This window comes from Desulfosporosinus lacus DSM 15449 (genome assembly GCF_900129935.1).
GTDB lineage: Bacteria > Bacillota > Desulfitobacteriia > Desulfitobacteriales > Desulfitobacteriaceae > Desulfosporosinus > Desulfosporosinus lacus.
In genome coordinates this window covers 64,837-80,154 of the sequence record NZ_FQXJ01000021.1, presented here as the reverse complement: position 1 = coordinate 80,154, position 15,318 = coordinate 64,837, and the positions used below count along the sequence as shown (strand labels likewise).

The window sequence follows — 15,318 nt, the reverse complement described above, 5'->3', positions numbered from 1 at the left end:
CTTGATCATCGGGGCCTATGCTATCGGTTCACATCAAGGATTCATTTACACTCGGCATGACACTCCGGAGTTAAGAAAGAATCTTGATATTGCCCTGGCCCAGGCGGAGGAATACGGACTTCTGGGAGAAACTATCCTTGGCTCCGGCTTTGACTTTAAGGTGGAGGTACATTTTGATGTCGGGATCTTCGTATCAGGCGAGTCCAGCGCCTTAATGAGATCAATCGAAGGGAAGGCTCCCGAGCCGAGACCGAAATATATCCGGACTTCGGTAAGCGGTATTTGGGATAGGCCCAGTAACCTGAACAACGTGGAAACCTGGGCCAATGTGCCTCTGATCATCGGGAGGAGCTCAGAATGGTATAACAGTATAGGGACCGAAGGGAGTAAGGGTACAAAACTCATCTCCTTATCGGGTCATGTCTGTAATTCGGCGGTGGTAGAAGTTCCCATGGGTACCTCCCTCCGAGACATTGTCTACGACTTTGGCGGTGGAATTCCCAAGGGAAAGAAACTTAAGGCGATTCACTTTGGAGGACCCATGGGGGGGACGATTCCCGAGAGTCTCATCGACAACCCTTTGGATTTTGATGTGCTGTCAAAACTGGGAGCCTCAATGGGCGCAGGTGACATGTTGATGATGGATGAAGATACTTGTTTAGTGGAAGTCGCCAGGTACTTCCTTGAGTTCCTCTCGGGTGAATCCTGCGGCAAATGCGTTCCCTGCCGTGAAGGCATCCGGCAGATGCTTAATATCCTGACGAATATGACGAAAGGCAAGGGAGTAGAAGGGGATATTGAGCTTTTGGAGGAATTATCCGAGGTCATCGGCGAAGCGGCCCTTTGTTCCTTGGGCAGGAGTGTTCAAAAACCGTTATTGAGCATGTTAAAACACTTTAGAGATGAATTCGAGGCGCACATCAAGGAGCAACGGTGTCCGGCCCATTTCTGCAAGGAACTGATTGCTTTAGAGGGAGCGTAGAAAAATGAGTGAAATTATTTTACAGATTGACGGAAAAGACGTCGCGGCAAGTGAAGACATGACCATTTTAGACGCAGCAAAAAAGGCGGGAATATCGATCCCGACACTTTGTTACCACGAGGAACTGGAAGCTTATGGAGGTTGCCGCTTATGCACGGTTGAAGCAGACCTTCGCGGTCGGACCAATATCGTGGCTGCCTGCCTTTACCCGGTGCAAAAGGACTTGGTCGTAAGAACCAGGTCGGAAAAGATCGACAGGATTCGAAAAATGATCTTGGAGTTATTGTTGGCTCATGCCCCGGATGCCTTTGATTTGCAGGAGTTGGCTAAAGAGTACGGCGCAAACAAGGATCGGTTTGAAAAAGATGCTTCATTTTGCATTCATTGTGGTCTATGTGTAAGATACTGTGCCGAGGTCAAAAAGAAGCACGCTATTACATTTGTGGATAAAGGAAAAACTCGGGAGATTAGCTTCATCCCGGAGATATCCGCCAAAGAGTGCTGGGACTGCAAAGAGTGTTTTCCCCTTTGCCCGACAGAGGCATTGCAAGCAGCGTTTGTTTTAGCTAGAGCATTCACGTTTCCCTCATCTTTTTTGGAGTCCGCGCCAGCGAAATAGGCAACGATTTAATACTCTTGTGGGACGGAATCAAAATACTGGTTCGCCGGTTCCCTCACAGTTCATGATACTGGTCGAAGCGGTCCATCGGACCGGACCGCAACCAGTTGTCATCTATTAACATTTTCCATCCGATCTATTTTAGAAAGAATAAAGAAAGGCGAGGTAATTGTGAGAAAACCAACAGAATATGCTAAACAATTAAAAAGAATGTATTCTATAGAAGATGGAAGATTGAAGGGAGAAGGTAATTGGGAGAAACTACCCTTATTTTGGTTCCTCTTATTTTTAACATACAAGTGCACAAGAAGATGTAACTATTGTTATTCTTTTAATCAAGTTGGTAATGACAATACGATGGAAATGGATGAGAATACCTTTTCAAGGTTATTGGAGTGGATTCCAGAAGTCTGGAAAGCTAATAACGTTAAAGTGAACTCTATTGGTTTCCTTGGTGGGGAACCATTATTGAGAACGGATAGAATTAAGAAAGTCATGGATTCAGTCTATAAAAATACGGATGGTATGCAAGGATATGTTAATACGAATGGTGATTTAATAGATTCTGTGAATTGGGATGATCTTGAAGCTATCCAATGGATGACAACTAATATCACAGATATAGGTATTGAAGAACTAGCGAGAAGAATGAAGATAATTAGTGAAAGATCCAATGTTATTGGGCAAACGATAGTTGCTGTTTTGGATGATTATAATCTGGAGAGAGTCCTGGATATAACGAAATTTGGAATAGAAAATGGATATCGTTTAAGATACAATTCGAATCTATACAGAGGATTGGATACTGAATATAAGGAAAGATTGTTGAAAAAATATCATATGCTATGTGATTTATTGGAGAATTTTATTATTAAAGGATACGATGTGCATACTACTTTCTTATTAGATACTTTAATTCCTTCATGGGATATTGAATCTTCTCCATACCCTTGTGGGAAAAGGATTGCTAAGGTATATCCTGATGGAACGATAGGGCCATGTATTAGAGACCATTCATTAAAGGGTGGAACAATATTTGACGCAAATCCTTTAAGTAAAATACAATGTGACACATTTCATTTTGATCATAAAGAACGAGACATCCCGGATGAGTGTAGGGTGTGTGAGTCTAAAACTGCCTGTCAGGGAGGATGTCCGCATGATAAATTGCTGTTGACTGGTACTAGATCAGGAAAATCGGTTACTTGTGATATTCATAAAGAAATTATTCCAAGATTAAGATATTTGGATAACTTGAAGAAGTAGTTATTCTATAAAATATGTGGATATTACTATAGCAGCGCGGCCTGTGCTTCTAGACCACAGGGTTGTAGAAAAAAACTTTCAGCTTTCATGCTTGGAAAAAAGAACATAAAATTAACACAGTATGCTTAGGAACTGGAAGTACTATGCTCTCGCCTAAAGAGAGGGCGTCACTGAGCTTTTAGAAGAATTAGCCGAACTGTATGTAGGCAACATAAAATGACGGGATGAATCCCGTCATTTTATGTTGCCTACAATACTTTATCACCAGAAATTAGAGTCCTAAGGAGCTTTTCGAATTTGCATAAGTAGAAATAAAAATCGGTGATAAAGGGGGAAAACTAGCTCTCTTCGTCTGGAGGGTGATTGCAGAAGTACTCATGCTCAAGAAGTTCATGAAACTCCTCCGGCACGGGCACGGCAAACTTAGATGCGGCTTCATCACGAGTAGCCATTATAAAAACTAAATCATAACTGCCGTCCGGATTTTTGCGAGGCCGCCACTGTTTGAATATGGATCCTTCGCGGTTAATGTGGTCTTGCAGGACATTATCACACCAGGTGAAAAAGCATTCCTGCAGGTTATTGAGGTACTCTAGCATTATCGTATCCCCCTCGTGCATGTTTCTTTGATTATCAACATTATGACATAGTCTGTATTCTGCTTTCAATTAGAAATGCCTGTCCGCCTCATTAATGACAGCGGTCATTGATGATCAAGAAAGATCGGGTTTTGCCTTGCCTTTAAAATACGGTTTTTATTTACCGCCGGATATAGCGACCGCCACTGTATTAAGATTGTTTCTATTTGTAAATGTCTTAGTTCGAAAAACAGAGGTTCACTAATATCATTCTGCCAGTAAGCAGTAGTTGTATGCGCCTAAGTAGAGATTGTAATTATTGAGTCCCCTGCAGACAAAGAGTTTACATATGTTATACAATCCTTTGAACAAACTGGAAAACGAGTTTGTTCAAAGGATTTTCTTTTCAATAGGCATTCTTGCAATAGGGATTATCACTCTTTAATTGTAATGCATACTAATTAATGATAAAATCAAATATGGAGGTGAGCGGAGAAATGAGCGAAGAAAGTAAAATGTGGCAATGCCAAATTTCAAGTTGTGGGTATATTTATAATCCGGAAAAAGGGTGTAAGAAAAGTAAAATACCTAAAGATGTTCCTTTTGAGGATTTGCCGGACACTTGGAGATGTCCGTTATGTGGGGCTGGTAAAAAGATGTTTAAACCTGTATGAATAGATTAAGATTGGTTGGTTTAAGGACAAAGCGCTTAAATTAATGATTTTAATGCTTGCAGGTACTCGTTATATTAAACGAGTACCTCTTTTGCGTTCGAAGTTATAAGGAATTAAGCGGGCAGAGCTCTGTATTTCCATCCTATGGTATAAATGTATAAAAGAAAGTGGATTGTAAAACATATATTATTGATTGTGTTGAGTGCAAGCGCGATGCGCTGAGCCTTGTCAGGCAGTGATTTGGTATGTATTGGAGCAAAAAAGTTCTTGAAAGAACATGGTTTTCCTCTCAGACTGATTGTTCCAGGCTGGTATGGGATGGCTTATGTTAAATGGGTCACACGTATTACTGCATCATCCATACCCTTCAAGGGGCCGTTTCAAGCAATTGACTATCCAGAAGCTGGCTGCTTTTGGTTTTAAAATTGAAATATAATTTATGAAAGAACGAATTTCTATTGGTTTGGAAAATATTAAAGCTCCTGCAATGCAGGAGCTAAATTACATAAACATATTTACATAAGGGGTAAAAGCTTAAGTCAAATTGAAAATCGTTAGAGTTTGCAATTTTTTGAGTTCTTGGTAAAGGACGTCGCTTAGAGAAATGTCTAGGGCGTTAGCTAAAGCCGCTATGTAAAACAGTTGTTTTCCCAATTCTGCAGCAATTATATCTTGGCAGTTATCACAAACGAATCCTTCGAGTTGGCTGTCCAAGAGCTCCTTTAAGTCAGCGAGGCTTGCATCTGGGGGTATGGTTTTCTTGCGTGCATTCACTGCGTGGCAACCACAACTAGTCACAGATTTGACGACGGCTCGGTTAACACGCGCTGAAGTTTCTTGTCCTTTGGACAAGATATCCAGAATGCTTTGATGCCGGATTAAGAGGGATTTTACCGTGTCTTGGAATTGGTCAGTGAGTTGCTCCATGTGTGCTATCCTCACTCCTTTCTGCCATCTCTATTATACCGAGGTGGCTGGTCAGTTGTCAATTTTCAACAGTAACAAGGCTAAAAAAGGTAAATTGACAGGCTAAAGACTTGTATGATATAATTTTAAAATTTTGACCCGGGCTACGTTCCTTGCTATAATAATAGATAAGGGGGTGGCCGAATGTTTAAGGTTGGTGACAAAGTTGTCTATCCGATGCACGGTGCCGGAATTATTGAGTCGATCGAAGAACGGGAAGTTCTTGGAGAAAAAAGCCAATATTATGTCATGCATTTACCAGTAGGGAATATGAAGTTGTTTATTCCCTTGAACAATGTGGAGAACCTTGGCTTAAGGCAAGTTATTTCTCCCACTATGGTCCAAGACGTATTAGAGGTGCTTAGGACCAAAGATACGGCAGCTACCTTAGCTTGGAATCGGCGCTATCGGGCAAACTTAGAGAAGATCAAGAGTGGAAACATTTTCGAAGTTGCCAATGTTGTTCGAAGCCTTGCTCAAAGGGATAATGAAAAAGGACTCTCTACTGGGGAAAAAAAGATGTATGAAAATGCTTGCCAAATTCTTATTAGTGAACTCGTTTTGACAGAGGGATCAGAAGAAGAAGCTGTCAGACAATGGCTATCATCTGCTTTGATTTTGGCTTAGATTTTTTGTTGATTGAATTATTGGCGTCTTATTGAGGTCATGGCTGAAAAGTATTTCGTTGCACGACTCGAATAATAGATTCGAGGAAAGCATCGCTAGACTTAAATAAGGATTTGTTGTAAGATAACTGCCATGACTTAGACTGGACGTTCAAGAGTTAAGCATCGCCATGAACCCCGTATTACTAAATCAAATGAGCTTGAACTTAGAGCACCGCCAGGACTCATCGGGAATGGTTGAGATTAAAACACCGGCATGGATGGCAAGGTGTCGTATTGGCAAGGGATCGCAAGGAAAATAGATTTAAAGTCGAGCAAGAGAATCCCTTAAAAAGGGTTAAATTGCCTTTGGTTGAAAAATAATGAAATCCAAAGTATAATTGGAAAGACTTTTAGTCAAAATAGGTTAAAAGGAGGTGAAAAGATGATTCGCAATTTGATACGCGGGATCATCACTCTGTTATTAGGGGCGGTAGGATTTTATCTGAACTATATTCTTTTTAGCCTCGGCTTTTTAAAAACCCTTGGATGGGATGGGTCGCCTGTATGGACATACGCCATAATGAGTATTTTATTTGGCATTATCGGATTTTTAGTTGCTCCTTTTAGTATCCGATCTTTTCTTGCTTTAATGCGGTGGATGGATTCGAGGTTAACTAGAGTTCCTACAAATGATCTTATGGGTGGGGCCATCGGGGGGATCATTGGACTTATTATTGCAAGTTTATTTGGAAATTCATTTGTTAGTATCAAATTCTTCGGACCGCTTTTGGCAGTCCTGCTGAGTCTGTTTTTAGGTTATCTGGGTTTGACAATTGGAATGAAACGGAAAGAAGATGTCCTAAGTTTTCTTAATTTTTTCCCTAAATTTCGTGATCGAGGAGACAAGACGGATAAAGGGGACAAGAACAAGGACGGCAAGGCTGGCCGTTCCCAAGAGTCGGTAAGCTACAAAATTCTTGATACCAGTGTAATTATTGATGGCCGGATCGCCGATATCGTTAAAACCGGATTTTTAGAAGGAGTCTTGCTAATCCCAAGTTTTGTGCTCGAGGAGCTTCGACATATTGCGGATTCTTCAGACTTACTAAAACGAAATCGAGGGCGCAGAGGGCTTGATATTCTTAATCAGATTTCCAAGGAAACTGTCATCAAAGTGCATATTCATGAACAAGATTTTGACGATATTAATGAAGTTGACAGCAAACTTGTCCGGTTAGGACAAGTATTAGGGTCGCCTCTGTTGACAAACGATTATAATCTTAACAAAGTGGCCGAACTTCAGGGAGTTAAGGTTTTAAATATTAACGAATTAGCCAATGCACTTAAACCCATTGTATTACCTGGGGAAGAAATGTTGGTTCAAGTCATGAAAGAAGGAAAAGAGCCTGGTCAGGGTGTAGCTTATCTTGATGACGGAACGATGATCGTTGTGGATATGGGGCGGAGGTTCATGGGGCAAAACGTTGTTGTTTTAGTGACAAGTGTTCTTCAAACGGCAGCCGGGCGCATGATTTTTGCCAAGCCAAAAGCTACCTTGGAAAAAAAGCCGATGGGCCTTCGTTCGACGGATGAGGTGAATGCGATTGGCTAATATTGGGATCGTCATTCCGGCAGCCGGTCAAGGTAAACGGATGGGGGCCGGATACAACAAGCAATTCTTGATGTTGATGGAGAAACCAATTTTAGCACATACGGTAAGACTCTTTGAAGAATCTGATTTTGTCTCGGAAATTGTAATTGTTGGGGCAGAAGGTGACATCTCGGTTATTAAAGAACTTGTTTATTATCAGGAGTTTCACAAAGTTGCGGCGGTCTGTATAGGTGGTGTGCTGCGACAAGATTCCGTTCGTGCAGGGGTTCGAGCTCTAAGTCCTACTATTCAACGGATAGTGGTGCATGATGGGGCGAGGCCCCTTTTAACATTACAAGCATTTCATAAATTTCTTGAAGAATCACGAGAGTACTCTGCCGCCATTATGGGGGTTCCTATTAAGGATACTGTAAAGCGAGTTGACATAGCAGGAAAAGTGCTTGATACTTTGCCGCGAGATTATTTGCGTGCCGTCCAAACACCCCAAATTTTTGACCGCGAAATATTGGAAGAAGCACATCAGCAAGCAGCTTCCGCAGGATACTATGGTACAGATGATGCATCTTTGTTAGAATGGATGGGGCATCCTGTACAGATGGTAGAAGGTATGCAGGAGAATATTAAGGTGACTACACCGGAAGACTTGTTGTTAGCTGAACGGATACTTACGCAAAGGCGATAGCGCAACTCGATATTAGATGTTAGATATTCGAAGCGCGAGGTACGATATGATATGCGAGTTGCAAAGTAAGCTTGCTATAGAAAAAAGGCGGTGAATTGCCGCATCGGCTTAGGGGGTCGAACTTCAAACCGTGAGTAGCGAGAAGGGGTGTTAAGTATTAAAGTAGGAATCGGTTATGATGTACATGCTCTGGTGGCGGAGCGGTCATTGATTCTTGGAGGGGTGGAAATTCCCCATGAACGTGGGTTATTGGGACACTCGGATGCGGATGTGTTGGTTCATGCGATTATGGATGCGCTTTTAGGCGCCTTGGCCTTAGGAGATATTGGAGGTCATTTTCCGGATCATGATCCAAAATATCGAGGCATTTCAAGTCTTGCTTTATTGGAGCATGTCATGAAACTTATTGAGTCACAGGGGTATCGTGTCGGAAATTTAGATAGTATCGTTATGGCAGAGCGCCCGAAGCTTGCCCCGTTTATCTCTAAAATGCGGTTTAATCTTTCACGTACTATGCATATCGAAGAAGCGTGTGTTTCGGTGAAAGCGACAACTACAGAGCGGTTGGGATTTGTGGGAAGAGAAGAAGGAATTGCTGCTCAAGCGATTGTTAGCTTAAAAAAGGTGGAGGAAGAATGATGAAAATTCGTGTTCGATTTGCACCCAGTCCAACAGGTCCACTTCACATCGGAGGGGCAAGATCGGCTTTATTTAATTATTTATGGGCTCGCAAAAACAAGGGGACATTTATTGTTCGGAGTGAGGACACTGATTTAGAACGCTCAAGCAGAGAATCTGAACATAACATTTTGGAAGCGCTTCGATGGCTGAATATTCAATGGGATGAAGGGATTGAAGTTGGCGGGGAGCATGGTCCTTATCGTCAAACGGATCGCTTAGGACTTTACAGGGAGTATACAGATAAGTTGCTTGCCAGTGGGCACGCTTACTATTGTTATTGCACGGAAGAAGAGCTGGAACAAGAGAGGCAAGCATTAACTGCCAAGGGGGAGACTCCTCGATATTTGGGTAAGTGCCGTCAATTATCCGCAGAACAACGAGCTGCCTTAGAGGTTGAAGGGCGAAAACCTGTGGTACGCTTCCGTGTTCCGGACGGACAGGCAATCCATATCCCCGATCAGGTTCGTGGGGATGTTGTATTCGAAAGTAACGGGATTGGGGATTACGTTATTGTTAAATCAGATGGAATTCCCACCTATAATTTTGCAGTTGTTGTTGACGATATTTCTATGGCTATTACGCATGTGATCCGGGGAGAAGAACACCTTTCTAATACCCCGCGACAGGTTCTTATTTATGAAGCGCTAGGGTCTCCTGCCCCTCAATTTGCTCATATTTCTCTCATTCTTAATACGGAGGGAGGAAAAATGAGCAAGCGGGATGGGGATACTGCGGTTATAGACTATCAACAAAAAGGGTATCTTCCAGAAGCCATTGTTAATTTTATTGCCCTGCTTGGTTGGGCGCCATCAGGAGAAGAAGAGTTTTATACCCTTGATGAATTGGCAAACGTTTTTTCATTGGATCGGGTTTCTAAGAGTCCTGCCGTTTTTGATAGGCATAAGCTGGATTATATTAACACCCATTACATTAAAGAGTCCTCAGCTGAACGCTTAGCAGAACTGGCTCTGCCTTATATAGATGAATTAGGCATTCTTCCATATGAGGAGCGGTCAGCAGAACAACAGCAGTGGTTAATTAGCTTTATTAATGCTATTTCCGAGAAAATATCTCATCTGTCTGAAGTAAAGGATTTTATCCATTATTTCCATGGCGATATTCCCCTAGAGCCTGAAGGTGAAGCTTTAGAAGTGTTAAAAGGAGAACAAGTTCCTAGTGTTTTGACCTTGTTTAGGGAGAAAGTGCAGGGAACAGAGTTGCTCTCTGGAGAAACTGTAAAAGTGCTATTGAAGCAAATGACAAAGGAATTAAAACTTGGGGGTAAATTTGTCTACATGCCTGTTCGGGTAGCTTTGACCGGGCAAATGCACGGACCGGAGCTCTATGATATCATCCCATTGTTGGGGCTTAAGAATGTCCTGGGGCGAATTGCGGTTACAGAGGCGAGATATTTAAGTTAGACCGGCCAACCCAGTGATTGACAGAGTTTGCAGACTGCCTTATAATGGGATTCAAACTATAGTTTTATAACTCAATTATGATTTAGGACGATGATGAGAAAGAGTACAAAGAGGAATTGCGACTAGCGAGAATGGGATAGTGGAAGCCATTTGCAAGGAGTATTTGGAAGTGCGTCTCGGAGTTGATTGGAAGAAATTTGAAGTATTTCAATCCGTATTGGCTGCGTTAAAGCTTTGAGCTGGAACGACATGTCGTTCAAACAGAGTGGGACCGCGGAACCTTTCGTCTCTGGACGAAAGGTTCCGCTTTTTTGTATTTAGATCCATTATAAAGTTAAGTTGATGTCTGGTAATATTTTCGGGAAAAGGGTGAAGCTAAGATGTTTGGACAGATGAAACGCGATATACAAGTGATTTTTGAACGAGATCCTGCAGCAAGAAGTATTTGGGAGGTTGTATTTTGTTATCCTGGGTTTCATGCTGTGCTTTTCCACCGAATGGCTCATTGGCTGTACCTTCGCAATCTGATCCTCATCCCGCGCATGATCTCTCAGCTTTCCCGCTTTTTAACAGGAATAGAAATCCATCCGGGTGCAAAGATAGGGCAAGGGCTTTTCATTGACCATGGAACGGGGGTGGTCATCGGCGAAACTGCGGAGGTCGGGGACAATGTTACCCTGTATCAAGGAGTTACTTTAGGCGGGACAGGCAAAGAAAAAGGAAAAAGGCATCCGACTATAGGGAACAATGTAGTCATTGGAGCGGGGGCCAGGGTATTAGGTTCCTTTAAAGTTGGAGATAATGTAAAAATTGGAGCTGGGTCGGTTGTTAATAAGCCTGTTCCCAGTGATACTACAGTGGTAGGTGTGCCGGGGCGGATTGTCCTCCACCATGGGGTGCCGATTAAAGATCCTGATTTAAGACACGATGACCTTCCGGATCCAGTCAATGAGATGCTGAGATGCCTAATGCAACGTGTGGAATATTTGGAACAAAGATTAAAGGAAGAGGAGAGTCGATACAATGTCTTTGAAATTATACAACACCATGACTCGGCAAAAAGAGGAGTTTAAGCCCAGAGAGAGCGGGAAAGTTGCTATGTATGTATGCGGCCCGACAACCTATAATTACTTCCATGCGGGAAATGCAAGAATGTTTGTTGTATTTGACATGATTAGGCGTTATTTTTTATATAAAAAATATGATGTTCGTTATGTCCAGAATTTTACGGACGTGGATGATAAAATTATTCAACGAGGTAACATTGAAGGGATGGACCCTTTGGCCTTGGGCCAAAAATATATTGAGGAGTACTTTAAAGATGCCGAAGCACTCAACCTGTTACCGGCAACCGTTCACCCCAAGGCGACAGAACATATTCCTGAAATGATCGAGATTATTCAAGGTCTTATTGATTCAGGCCTAGGTTATGAAGTGGAGGGGGATGTTTACTTTGCGGTAGATCATTTTCCTAATTACGGGAAGCTGTCTGGCAGAACGCTTGAAGATATGAAGGCAGGAGCAAGAGTTGAAGTCGATGAGCGCAAACGACACCCGATGGATTTTGCACTTTGGAAAAAGGCTAAACCCGGAGAGCCTTTTTGGGAAAGTCCTTGGGGTAAGGGGCGTCCAGGCTGGCACATCGAGTGTACAGCTATGTCGTTAAAATATTTAGGGGCAGGATTTGATATTCATGGTGGGGGGGAGGACCTCGCATTCCCACATCATGAAAATGAGATTGCCCAAACGGAAGGTTATTTGAAAGGAAAGACCTTCGCCCGGTATTGGATGCACAATGCGTTTCTTACTATTAATCAAGAAAAGATGTCTAAGTCCTTGGGCAATTTTTTCACCATTCGCGAGTTGTTAGTGAATTCTCCGGGAGAAGTCATTCGCTTTTATTTACTGGGAACTCATTATCGCAGTCCCCTGGATTTTAATGACCAAAACTTAATTATGGCCCAAAAGGGATTGGAACGGTTGCAAACCAGTGTCCGTTTGGCACAAGAGGCCCTGGGCAGGGAAGGCTCTGCCAAAAACCAGCAGAGCCAAGCTGAGTTGTTAAAGGCTTCTAAAGAGGCGCGTGAAGCGTTTGAAAAGGCAATGGATGATGATTTTAATTCAGCACTAGCTTATGCAGCGCTCTTTGAACTGGCTAAAACGATGAATGGGTATGTTCAGGAGAATCCTGTACCTTCGGAAGAATTGGCAGAAGCCCAAAGGACTTTAGTGGAGCTTGGAGATGTTTTAGGTTTTGACTTGCTTCATCCGGCTCAAGTTCATATTGAAAACGATGAGATATTAACCCAGGTTATGGATGCCGTCTTGCAAATCCGTTCAAAATCACGCCAAAAAAAGGATTGGGAAATGGCTGACTTTATTCGCGATGTTCTGAAAGAAAAAGGAATTATTATCGAGGATACACCGCAAGGTGCAAGGTGGCAAATAAAGAAATAATTGAAAGGTGACTTATGCGAAATTGGCAGGAAATGAATGCCTTAACTCTAGCTTATTTAGGAGATGCAGTCTATGAACTTTGGGTTCGTACACATTTGCTGGAATTGGGGCATGAAAAGGTCAAGGAACTTCATAAACAGGCGATCAGCTATGTTCGGGCCAGTACTCAAGCCCAGGTTTTGCATGTGCTTCTGCCCGATCTTGATGAGGTTGAGCAGCAGGTTGTTATGCGCGGGCGGAATACCAAGGGCGGGCATCCTAAAAATGTAGATGTTGTAACCTATCGACATGCAACAGGGTTTGAAAGCCTAGTGGGTTATTGGCAATTAAGCGGACAAACAGATCGTATGCGGTGGGCGTTTGATAAAGTGGACGAAATGCTTCACCATGAAGAATTGCCTAATAAACTTAAACAATCTAAGGGAGCATTCCTGATGGAGCTGGATAAGGAGATTTAGTTAAGAAGATGATCGGAATGCTAGGTGTGCGAATATATAATTATTATGTATGAGTGAGGGGTCTATAGTGAGTAAAGCGGATAATATTTTTATTGCGATGTGTACTGATATTCTTGAAAACGGGATTTCTTCTGAGGGTGAGGTTGTCAGAGCCAAATGGGATGATGGCAGACCGGCTAATACTGTTAAGAAATTTGCCGCAATCAATAGATACGATCTTTCGGAAGAGTTTCCAATTCTTACATTGAGACCCACAAACTTAGTAGCGGCGATCGATGAGTTACTATGGATTTGGCAAAAGAAATCTAATAATATCAAGGATCTGAACAGCGATATTTGGAATAGTTGGGCTGATGAAGATGGGTCAATTGGAAAAGCATACGGATATCAATTGAGTGTCAAACATCAGTACCGTGAAGGGGAATTTGATCAGGTCGACAGGGTACTGTATGACTTGAGACATAATCCGTATAGCAGAAGAATTATGGTTAATATGTATAATCACAGTGATTTGCATGAAATGAACTTATATCCTTGTGCTTACAGCCTGACCCTAAATGTTACTGGAAGGAAGCTTAACGCCGTATTAAATCAACGTTCTCAAGACATACTGGTTGCAAATAACTGGAACGTATGTCAGTATGCGATTCTTGTACATATGTTGGCTCAAGTTAGCAACCTGGAGGTTGGAGAATTGGTACATGTTATTGCGGATGCCCACATATACGACAGGCATATACCGTTAATTACAGAACTAATTCAAAGGGCCCCATTTCCAGCACCCAAGTTATTAATTAACAAAGATAGAAAAGACTTTTATGACTTTAAAGTTGGGGATTTTGTGTTAGAGGGTTACCAAAGCGGTCTACAAATTAAAAATATTCCCGTTGCTATTTGAAAAGGAGAGTTTATGAAAGCTATTGCAGCCGTAGATTTGAATTGGGGAATTGGGTACAGAGGGAATTTGTTAAAACGAATTCCTGAGGACATGAAGTTTTTTAAGCAAATGACTTTAGGTAAAGTCGTGATTATGGGAAGAGAGACATTTGAGTCATTGCCGGGACAAGAACCTCTAAAAGACAGAGTTAATATTGTTCTAAGTAAGAGTGAGCACTTTAACAACGAAAAGGTAACATTATGTCGTTCTCTGGATGAACTGTACTCTGAACTGGAAAAGTATGATACGGACGATGTTTTTGTGGTGGGCGGGGAATCGGTATATTCTCAACTTTTAGCATCTTGTACTGAAGCATATGTAACTAAAATTGAGGAAAAATATGTAGCAGATAAATATTTCGTTAATTTAGATAAGAATAAAGCGTGGAAATTAGTATCTTCCAGCAATTTACAAAACTACGAAAACATTGGTTATAGGTTTGTGAAATATGTATTAGTTGGCTAAATGCAGTTTGGTGAAGAAACTGGAGTCTGTCGACAAGGCGTCTGCAGTTGTGGAAAAATAAAAACCCTCGATATAGAAAGAAGTGAACTACTTGAACGAAGAAATGGTTTATGGGAAAAATCCTGTGGTGGAACTTCTGAAAAGCGGAAAACCCGTTAATAAAGTTCTTCTTGTCACGGAAGGTGCGGGTAGCCGAAATCAAGAAATTATCTCGTTATTGCATGAACGAAATATTCCTTACCAATTTGTGGATCGTCAGACTCTTGACCGTTTAACAAATCGTGAACGGCACCAGGGAATGCTGGCCTATGTGGCAGCGAGGGAGTATGCAAGTATAGAGGACATTCTGGCCTTAGCTGAGGAGCGGCAAGAGGCCCCGTTTATCTTAATGCTGGATGAGATCGAAGACCCTCATAATCTGGGGGCTTTGTTAAGGACTGTAGACGCTGTAGGGGCCCACGGGGTTATTATCCCCAAGCGGAGAAGCGTAGCCTTAACAGGAACGGTAGCCAAGACATCCGCTGGGGCTGTTGAACATGTCAGGGTAGCTCGCGTTAGTAATTTGGTTCAAACTTTAAACGATTTAAAGAAAAAGGGATGTTGGGTTTCCGGTGCTGAAGCAGGAGGAAAAGATGCTTTCAAGGCAGATCTAACAGGTCCGCGGGTAATCGTAATTGGTAGCGAAGGTAAAGGAATAAGCCGTTTACTCCGAGAAAATTGTGATGAGATTGTAAGCCTGCCTATGAAAGGAAAGATCACTTCCTTAAACGCTAGCGTTGCTGGATCTGTCATGCTTTATGAAGTTCTCAGACAGAGAATCCACTCCAATTAAAAGTTATTATTACTTAAATTACCAAAATATGAGTTAACTGAACTTTCCCAAGGAGATATGGCAAATGTGAATTTATTGTG

The 15,318-nt window shown here is 42.1% G+C and carries 19 protein-coding genes and 1 other annotated feature; of the genes, 17 read left to right on the top strand and 2 right to left on the bottom strand.

Annotation, left to right across the window (positions count from 1 at the left end; genetic code table 11):
- The 3 genes from BUB11_RS21825 to BUB11_RS21815 all read left to right on the top strand — a co-directional run.
- The coding region (locus BUB11_RS21825) for a complex I 51 kDa subunit family protein (protein WP_200797970.1) at positions 1-982 on the top strand (982 nt) is incomplete at its 5' end.
- Between the two features lie 4 nt (positions 983-986).
- Positions 987-1,601 carry a 2Fe-2S iron-sulfur cluster-binding protein gene (locus BUB11_RS21820; RefSeq protein WP_073032241.1) on the top strand — a complete coding sequence of 205 codons (615 nt, stop codon included), beginning with the start codon at positions 987-989 and terminating at the stop codon, positions 1,599-1,601.
- 171 nt (positions 1,602-1,772) lie between these two features.
- Positions 1,773-2,867, top strand: a complete 1,095-nt coding sequence (locus BUB11_RS21815) for a radical SAM/SPASM domain-containing protein (protein ID WP_073032240.1) — start codon at positions 1,773-1,775, stop codon at positions 2,865-2,867.
- A 338-nt stretch (positions 2,868-3,205) separates the two neighbouring features.
- Here the strand turns inward: BUB11_RS21815 and BUB11_RS21810 are convergent, their stop codons facing one another.
- Positions 3,206-3,466 carry a hypothetical protein gene (locus BUB11_RS21810; protein WP_073032238.1) on the bottom strand — a complete coding sequence of 87 codons (261 nt, stop codon included), beginning with the start codon at positions 3,464-3,466 and terminating at the stop codon, positions 3,206-3,208.
- Between the two features lie 94 nt (positions 3,467-3,560).
- Here BUB11_RS21810 and BUB11_RS27655 point away from each other — a divergent pair, with 94 nt between their 5' ends.
- From BUB11_RS27655 to BUB11_RS28875, 3 genes are all read left to right on the top strand, one after another.
- On the top strand, positions 3,561-3,710 hold the full coding sequence (locus BUB11_RS27655; protein ID WP_159436962.1) for a hypothetical protein: 150 nt from the start codon (positions 3,561-3,563) through the stop codon (positions 3,708-3,710).
- Between the two features lie 199 nt (positions 3,711-3,909).
- Positions 3,910-4,119: a rubredoxin gene (locus BUB11_RS21805; RefSeq protein WP_427846327.1), complete on the top strand. Its 210-nt coding sequence runs from the start codon at positions 3,910-3,912 to the stop codon at positions 4,117-4,119.
- Positions 4,120-4,344: 225 nt separating this feature from the next.
- The gene (locus tag BUB11_RS28875; RefSeq protein ID WP_084110449.1) at positions 4,345-4,542 is read left to right on the top strand and encodes a molybdopterin-dependent oxidoreductase; all 198 of its coding nucleotides are present in this window, start codon (positions 4,345-4,347) and stop codon (positions 4,540-4,542) included.
- A gap of 111 nt (positions 4,543-4,653) precedes the next feature.
- Here the strand turns inward: BUB11_RS28875 and BUB11_RS21795 are convergent, their stop codons facing one another.
- Positions 4,654-5,046 (bottom strand): nucleoside triphosphate pyrophosphohydrolase family protein, encoded by a 393-nt coding sequence (locus BUB11_RS21795; protein WP_073032236.1) that lies wholly within the window; start codon positions 5,044-5,046, stop codon positions 4,654-4,656.
- Between the two features lie 183 nt (positions 5,047-5,229).
- Between BUB11_RS21795 and BUB11_RS21790 the strand changes: the two genes are divergently transcribed.
- The 11 genes from BUB11_RS21790 (at position 5,230) to rlmB (ending at position 15,238) form a co-directional block, all read left to right on the top strand.
- The gene (locus tag BUB11_RS21790) at positions 5,230-5,712 is read left to right on the top strand and encodes a CarD family transcriptional regulator (protein ID WP_073032235.1); all 483 of its coding nucleotides are present in this window, start codon (positions 5,230-5,232) and stop codon (positions 5,710-5,712) included.
- A gap of 423 nt (positions 5,713-6,135) precedes the next feature.
- Positions 6,136-7,305, top strand: coding sequence for a PIN/TRAM domain-containing protein (locus BUB11_RS21785; RefSeq protein ID WP_073032234.1), 1,170 nt, complete (start codon positions 6,136-6,138; stop codon positions 7,303-7,305).
- The gene (gene ispD, locus BUB11_RS21780; protein ID WP_143187688.1) at positions 7,298-7,987 is read left to right on the top strand and encodes a 2-C-methyl-D-erythritol 4-phosphate cytidylyltransferase; all 690 of its coding nucleotides are present in this window, start codon (positions 7,298-7,300) and stop codon (positions 7,985-7,987) included. The genes BUB11_RS21785 and ispD overlap by 8 nt, the downstream gene beginning before the upstream one ends.
- A gap of 147 nt (positions 7,988-8,134) precedes the next feature.
- Positions 8,135-8,626 carry a 2-C-methyl-D-erythritol 2,4-cyclodiphosphate synthase gene (gene ispF / locus BUB11_RS21775; RefSeq protein ID WP_073032232.1) on the top strand — a complete coding sequence of 164 codons (492 nt, stop codon included), beginning with the start codon at positions 8,135-8,137 and terminating at the stop codon, positions 8,624-8,626.
- The gene (gene gltX / locus BUB11_RS21770) at positions 8,626-10,089 is read left to right on the top strand and encodes a glutamate--tRNA ligase (RefSeq protein ID WP_073032231.1); all 1,464 of its coding nucleotides are present in this window, start codon (positions 8,626-8,628) and stop codon (positions 10,087-10,089) included. The genes ispF and gltX overlap by 1 nt, the downstream gene beginning before the upstream one ends.
- Positions 10,090-10,170: 81 nt before the next feature.
- Positions 10,171-10,383: a binding site (T-box leader), on the top strand.
- An 86-nt stretch (positions 10,384-10,469) separates the two neighbouring features.
- On the top strand, positions 10,470-11,162 hold the full coding sequence (gene cysE, locus BUB11_RS21765) for a serine O-acetyltransferase (RefSeq protein ID WP_073032230.1): 693 nt from the start codon (positions 10,470-10,472) through the stop codon (positions 11,160-11,162).
- On the top strand, positions 11,113-12,546 hold the full coding sequence (gene cysS / locus BUB11_RS21760) for a cysteine--tRNA ligase (RefSeq protein ID WP_073032229.1): 1,434 nt from the start codon (positions 11,113-11,115) through the stop codon (positions 12,544-12,546). The genes cysE and cysS overlap by 50 nt, the downstream gene beginning before the upstream one ends.
- A gap of 14 nt (positions 12,547-12,560) precedes the next feature.
- Complete coding sequence (locus BUB11_RS21755; RefSeq protein ID WP_073032227.1) at positions 12,561-13,004, top strand: Mini-ribonuclease 3; 444 nt, start codon at positions 12,561-12,563, stop codon at positions 13,002-13,004.
- A gap of 67 nt (positions 13,005-13,071) precedes the next feature.
- On the top strand, positions 13,072-13,902 hold the full coding sequence (gene thyA / locus BUB11_RS21750) for a thymidylate synthase (RefSeq protein ID WP_073032226.1): 831 nt from the start codon (positions 13,072-13,074) through the stop codon (positions 13,900-13,902).
- A gap of 12 nt (positions 13,903-13,914) precedes the next feature.
- Entirely contained in the window at positions 13,915-14,406 is a 492-nt protein-coding gene (locus BUB11_RS21745; RefSeq protein ID WP_073032224.1) for a dihydrofolate reductase, read from the top strand.
- 91 nt (positions 14,407-14,497) lie between these two features.
- The gene (gene rlmB / locus BUB11_RS21740) at positions 14,498-15,238 is read left to right on the top strand and encodes a 23S rRNA (guanosine(2251)-2'-O)-methyltransferase RlmB (RefSeq protein ID WP_073032222.1); all 741 of its coding nucleotides are present in this window, start codon (positions 14,498-14,500) and stop codon (positions 15,236-15,238) included.
- The last annotated feature ends 80 nt before the right edge of the window (positions 15,239-15,318 follow it).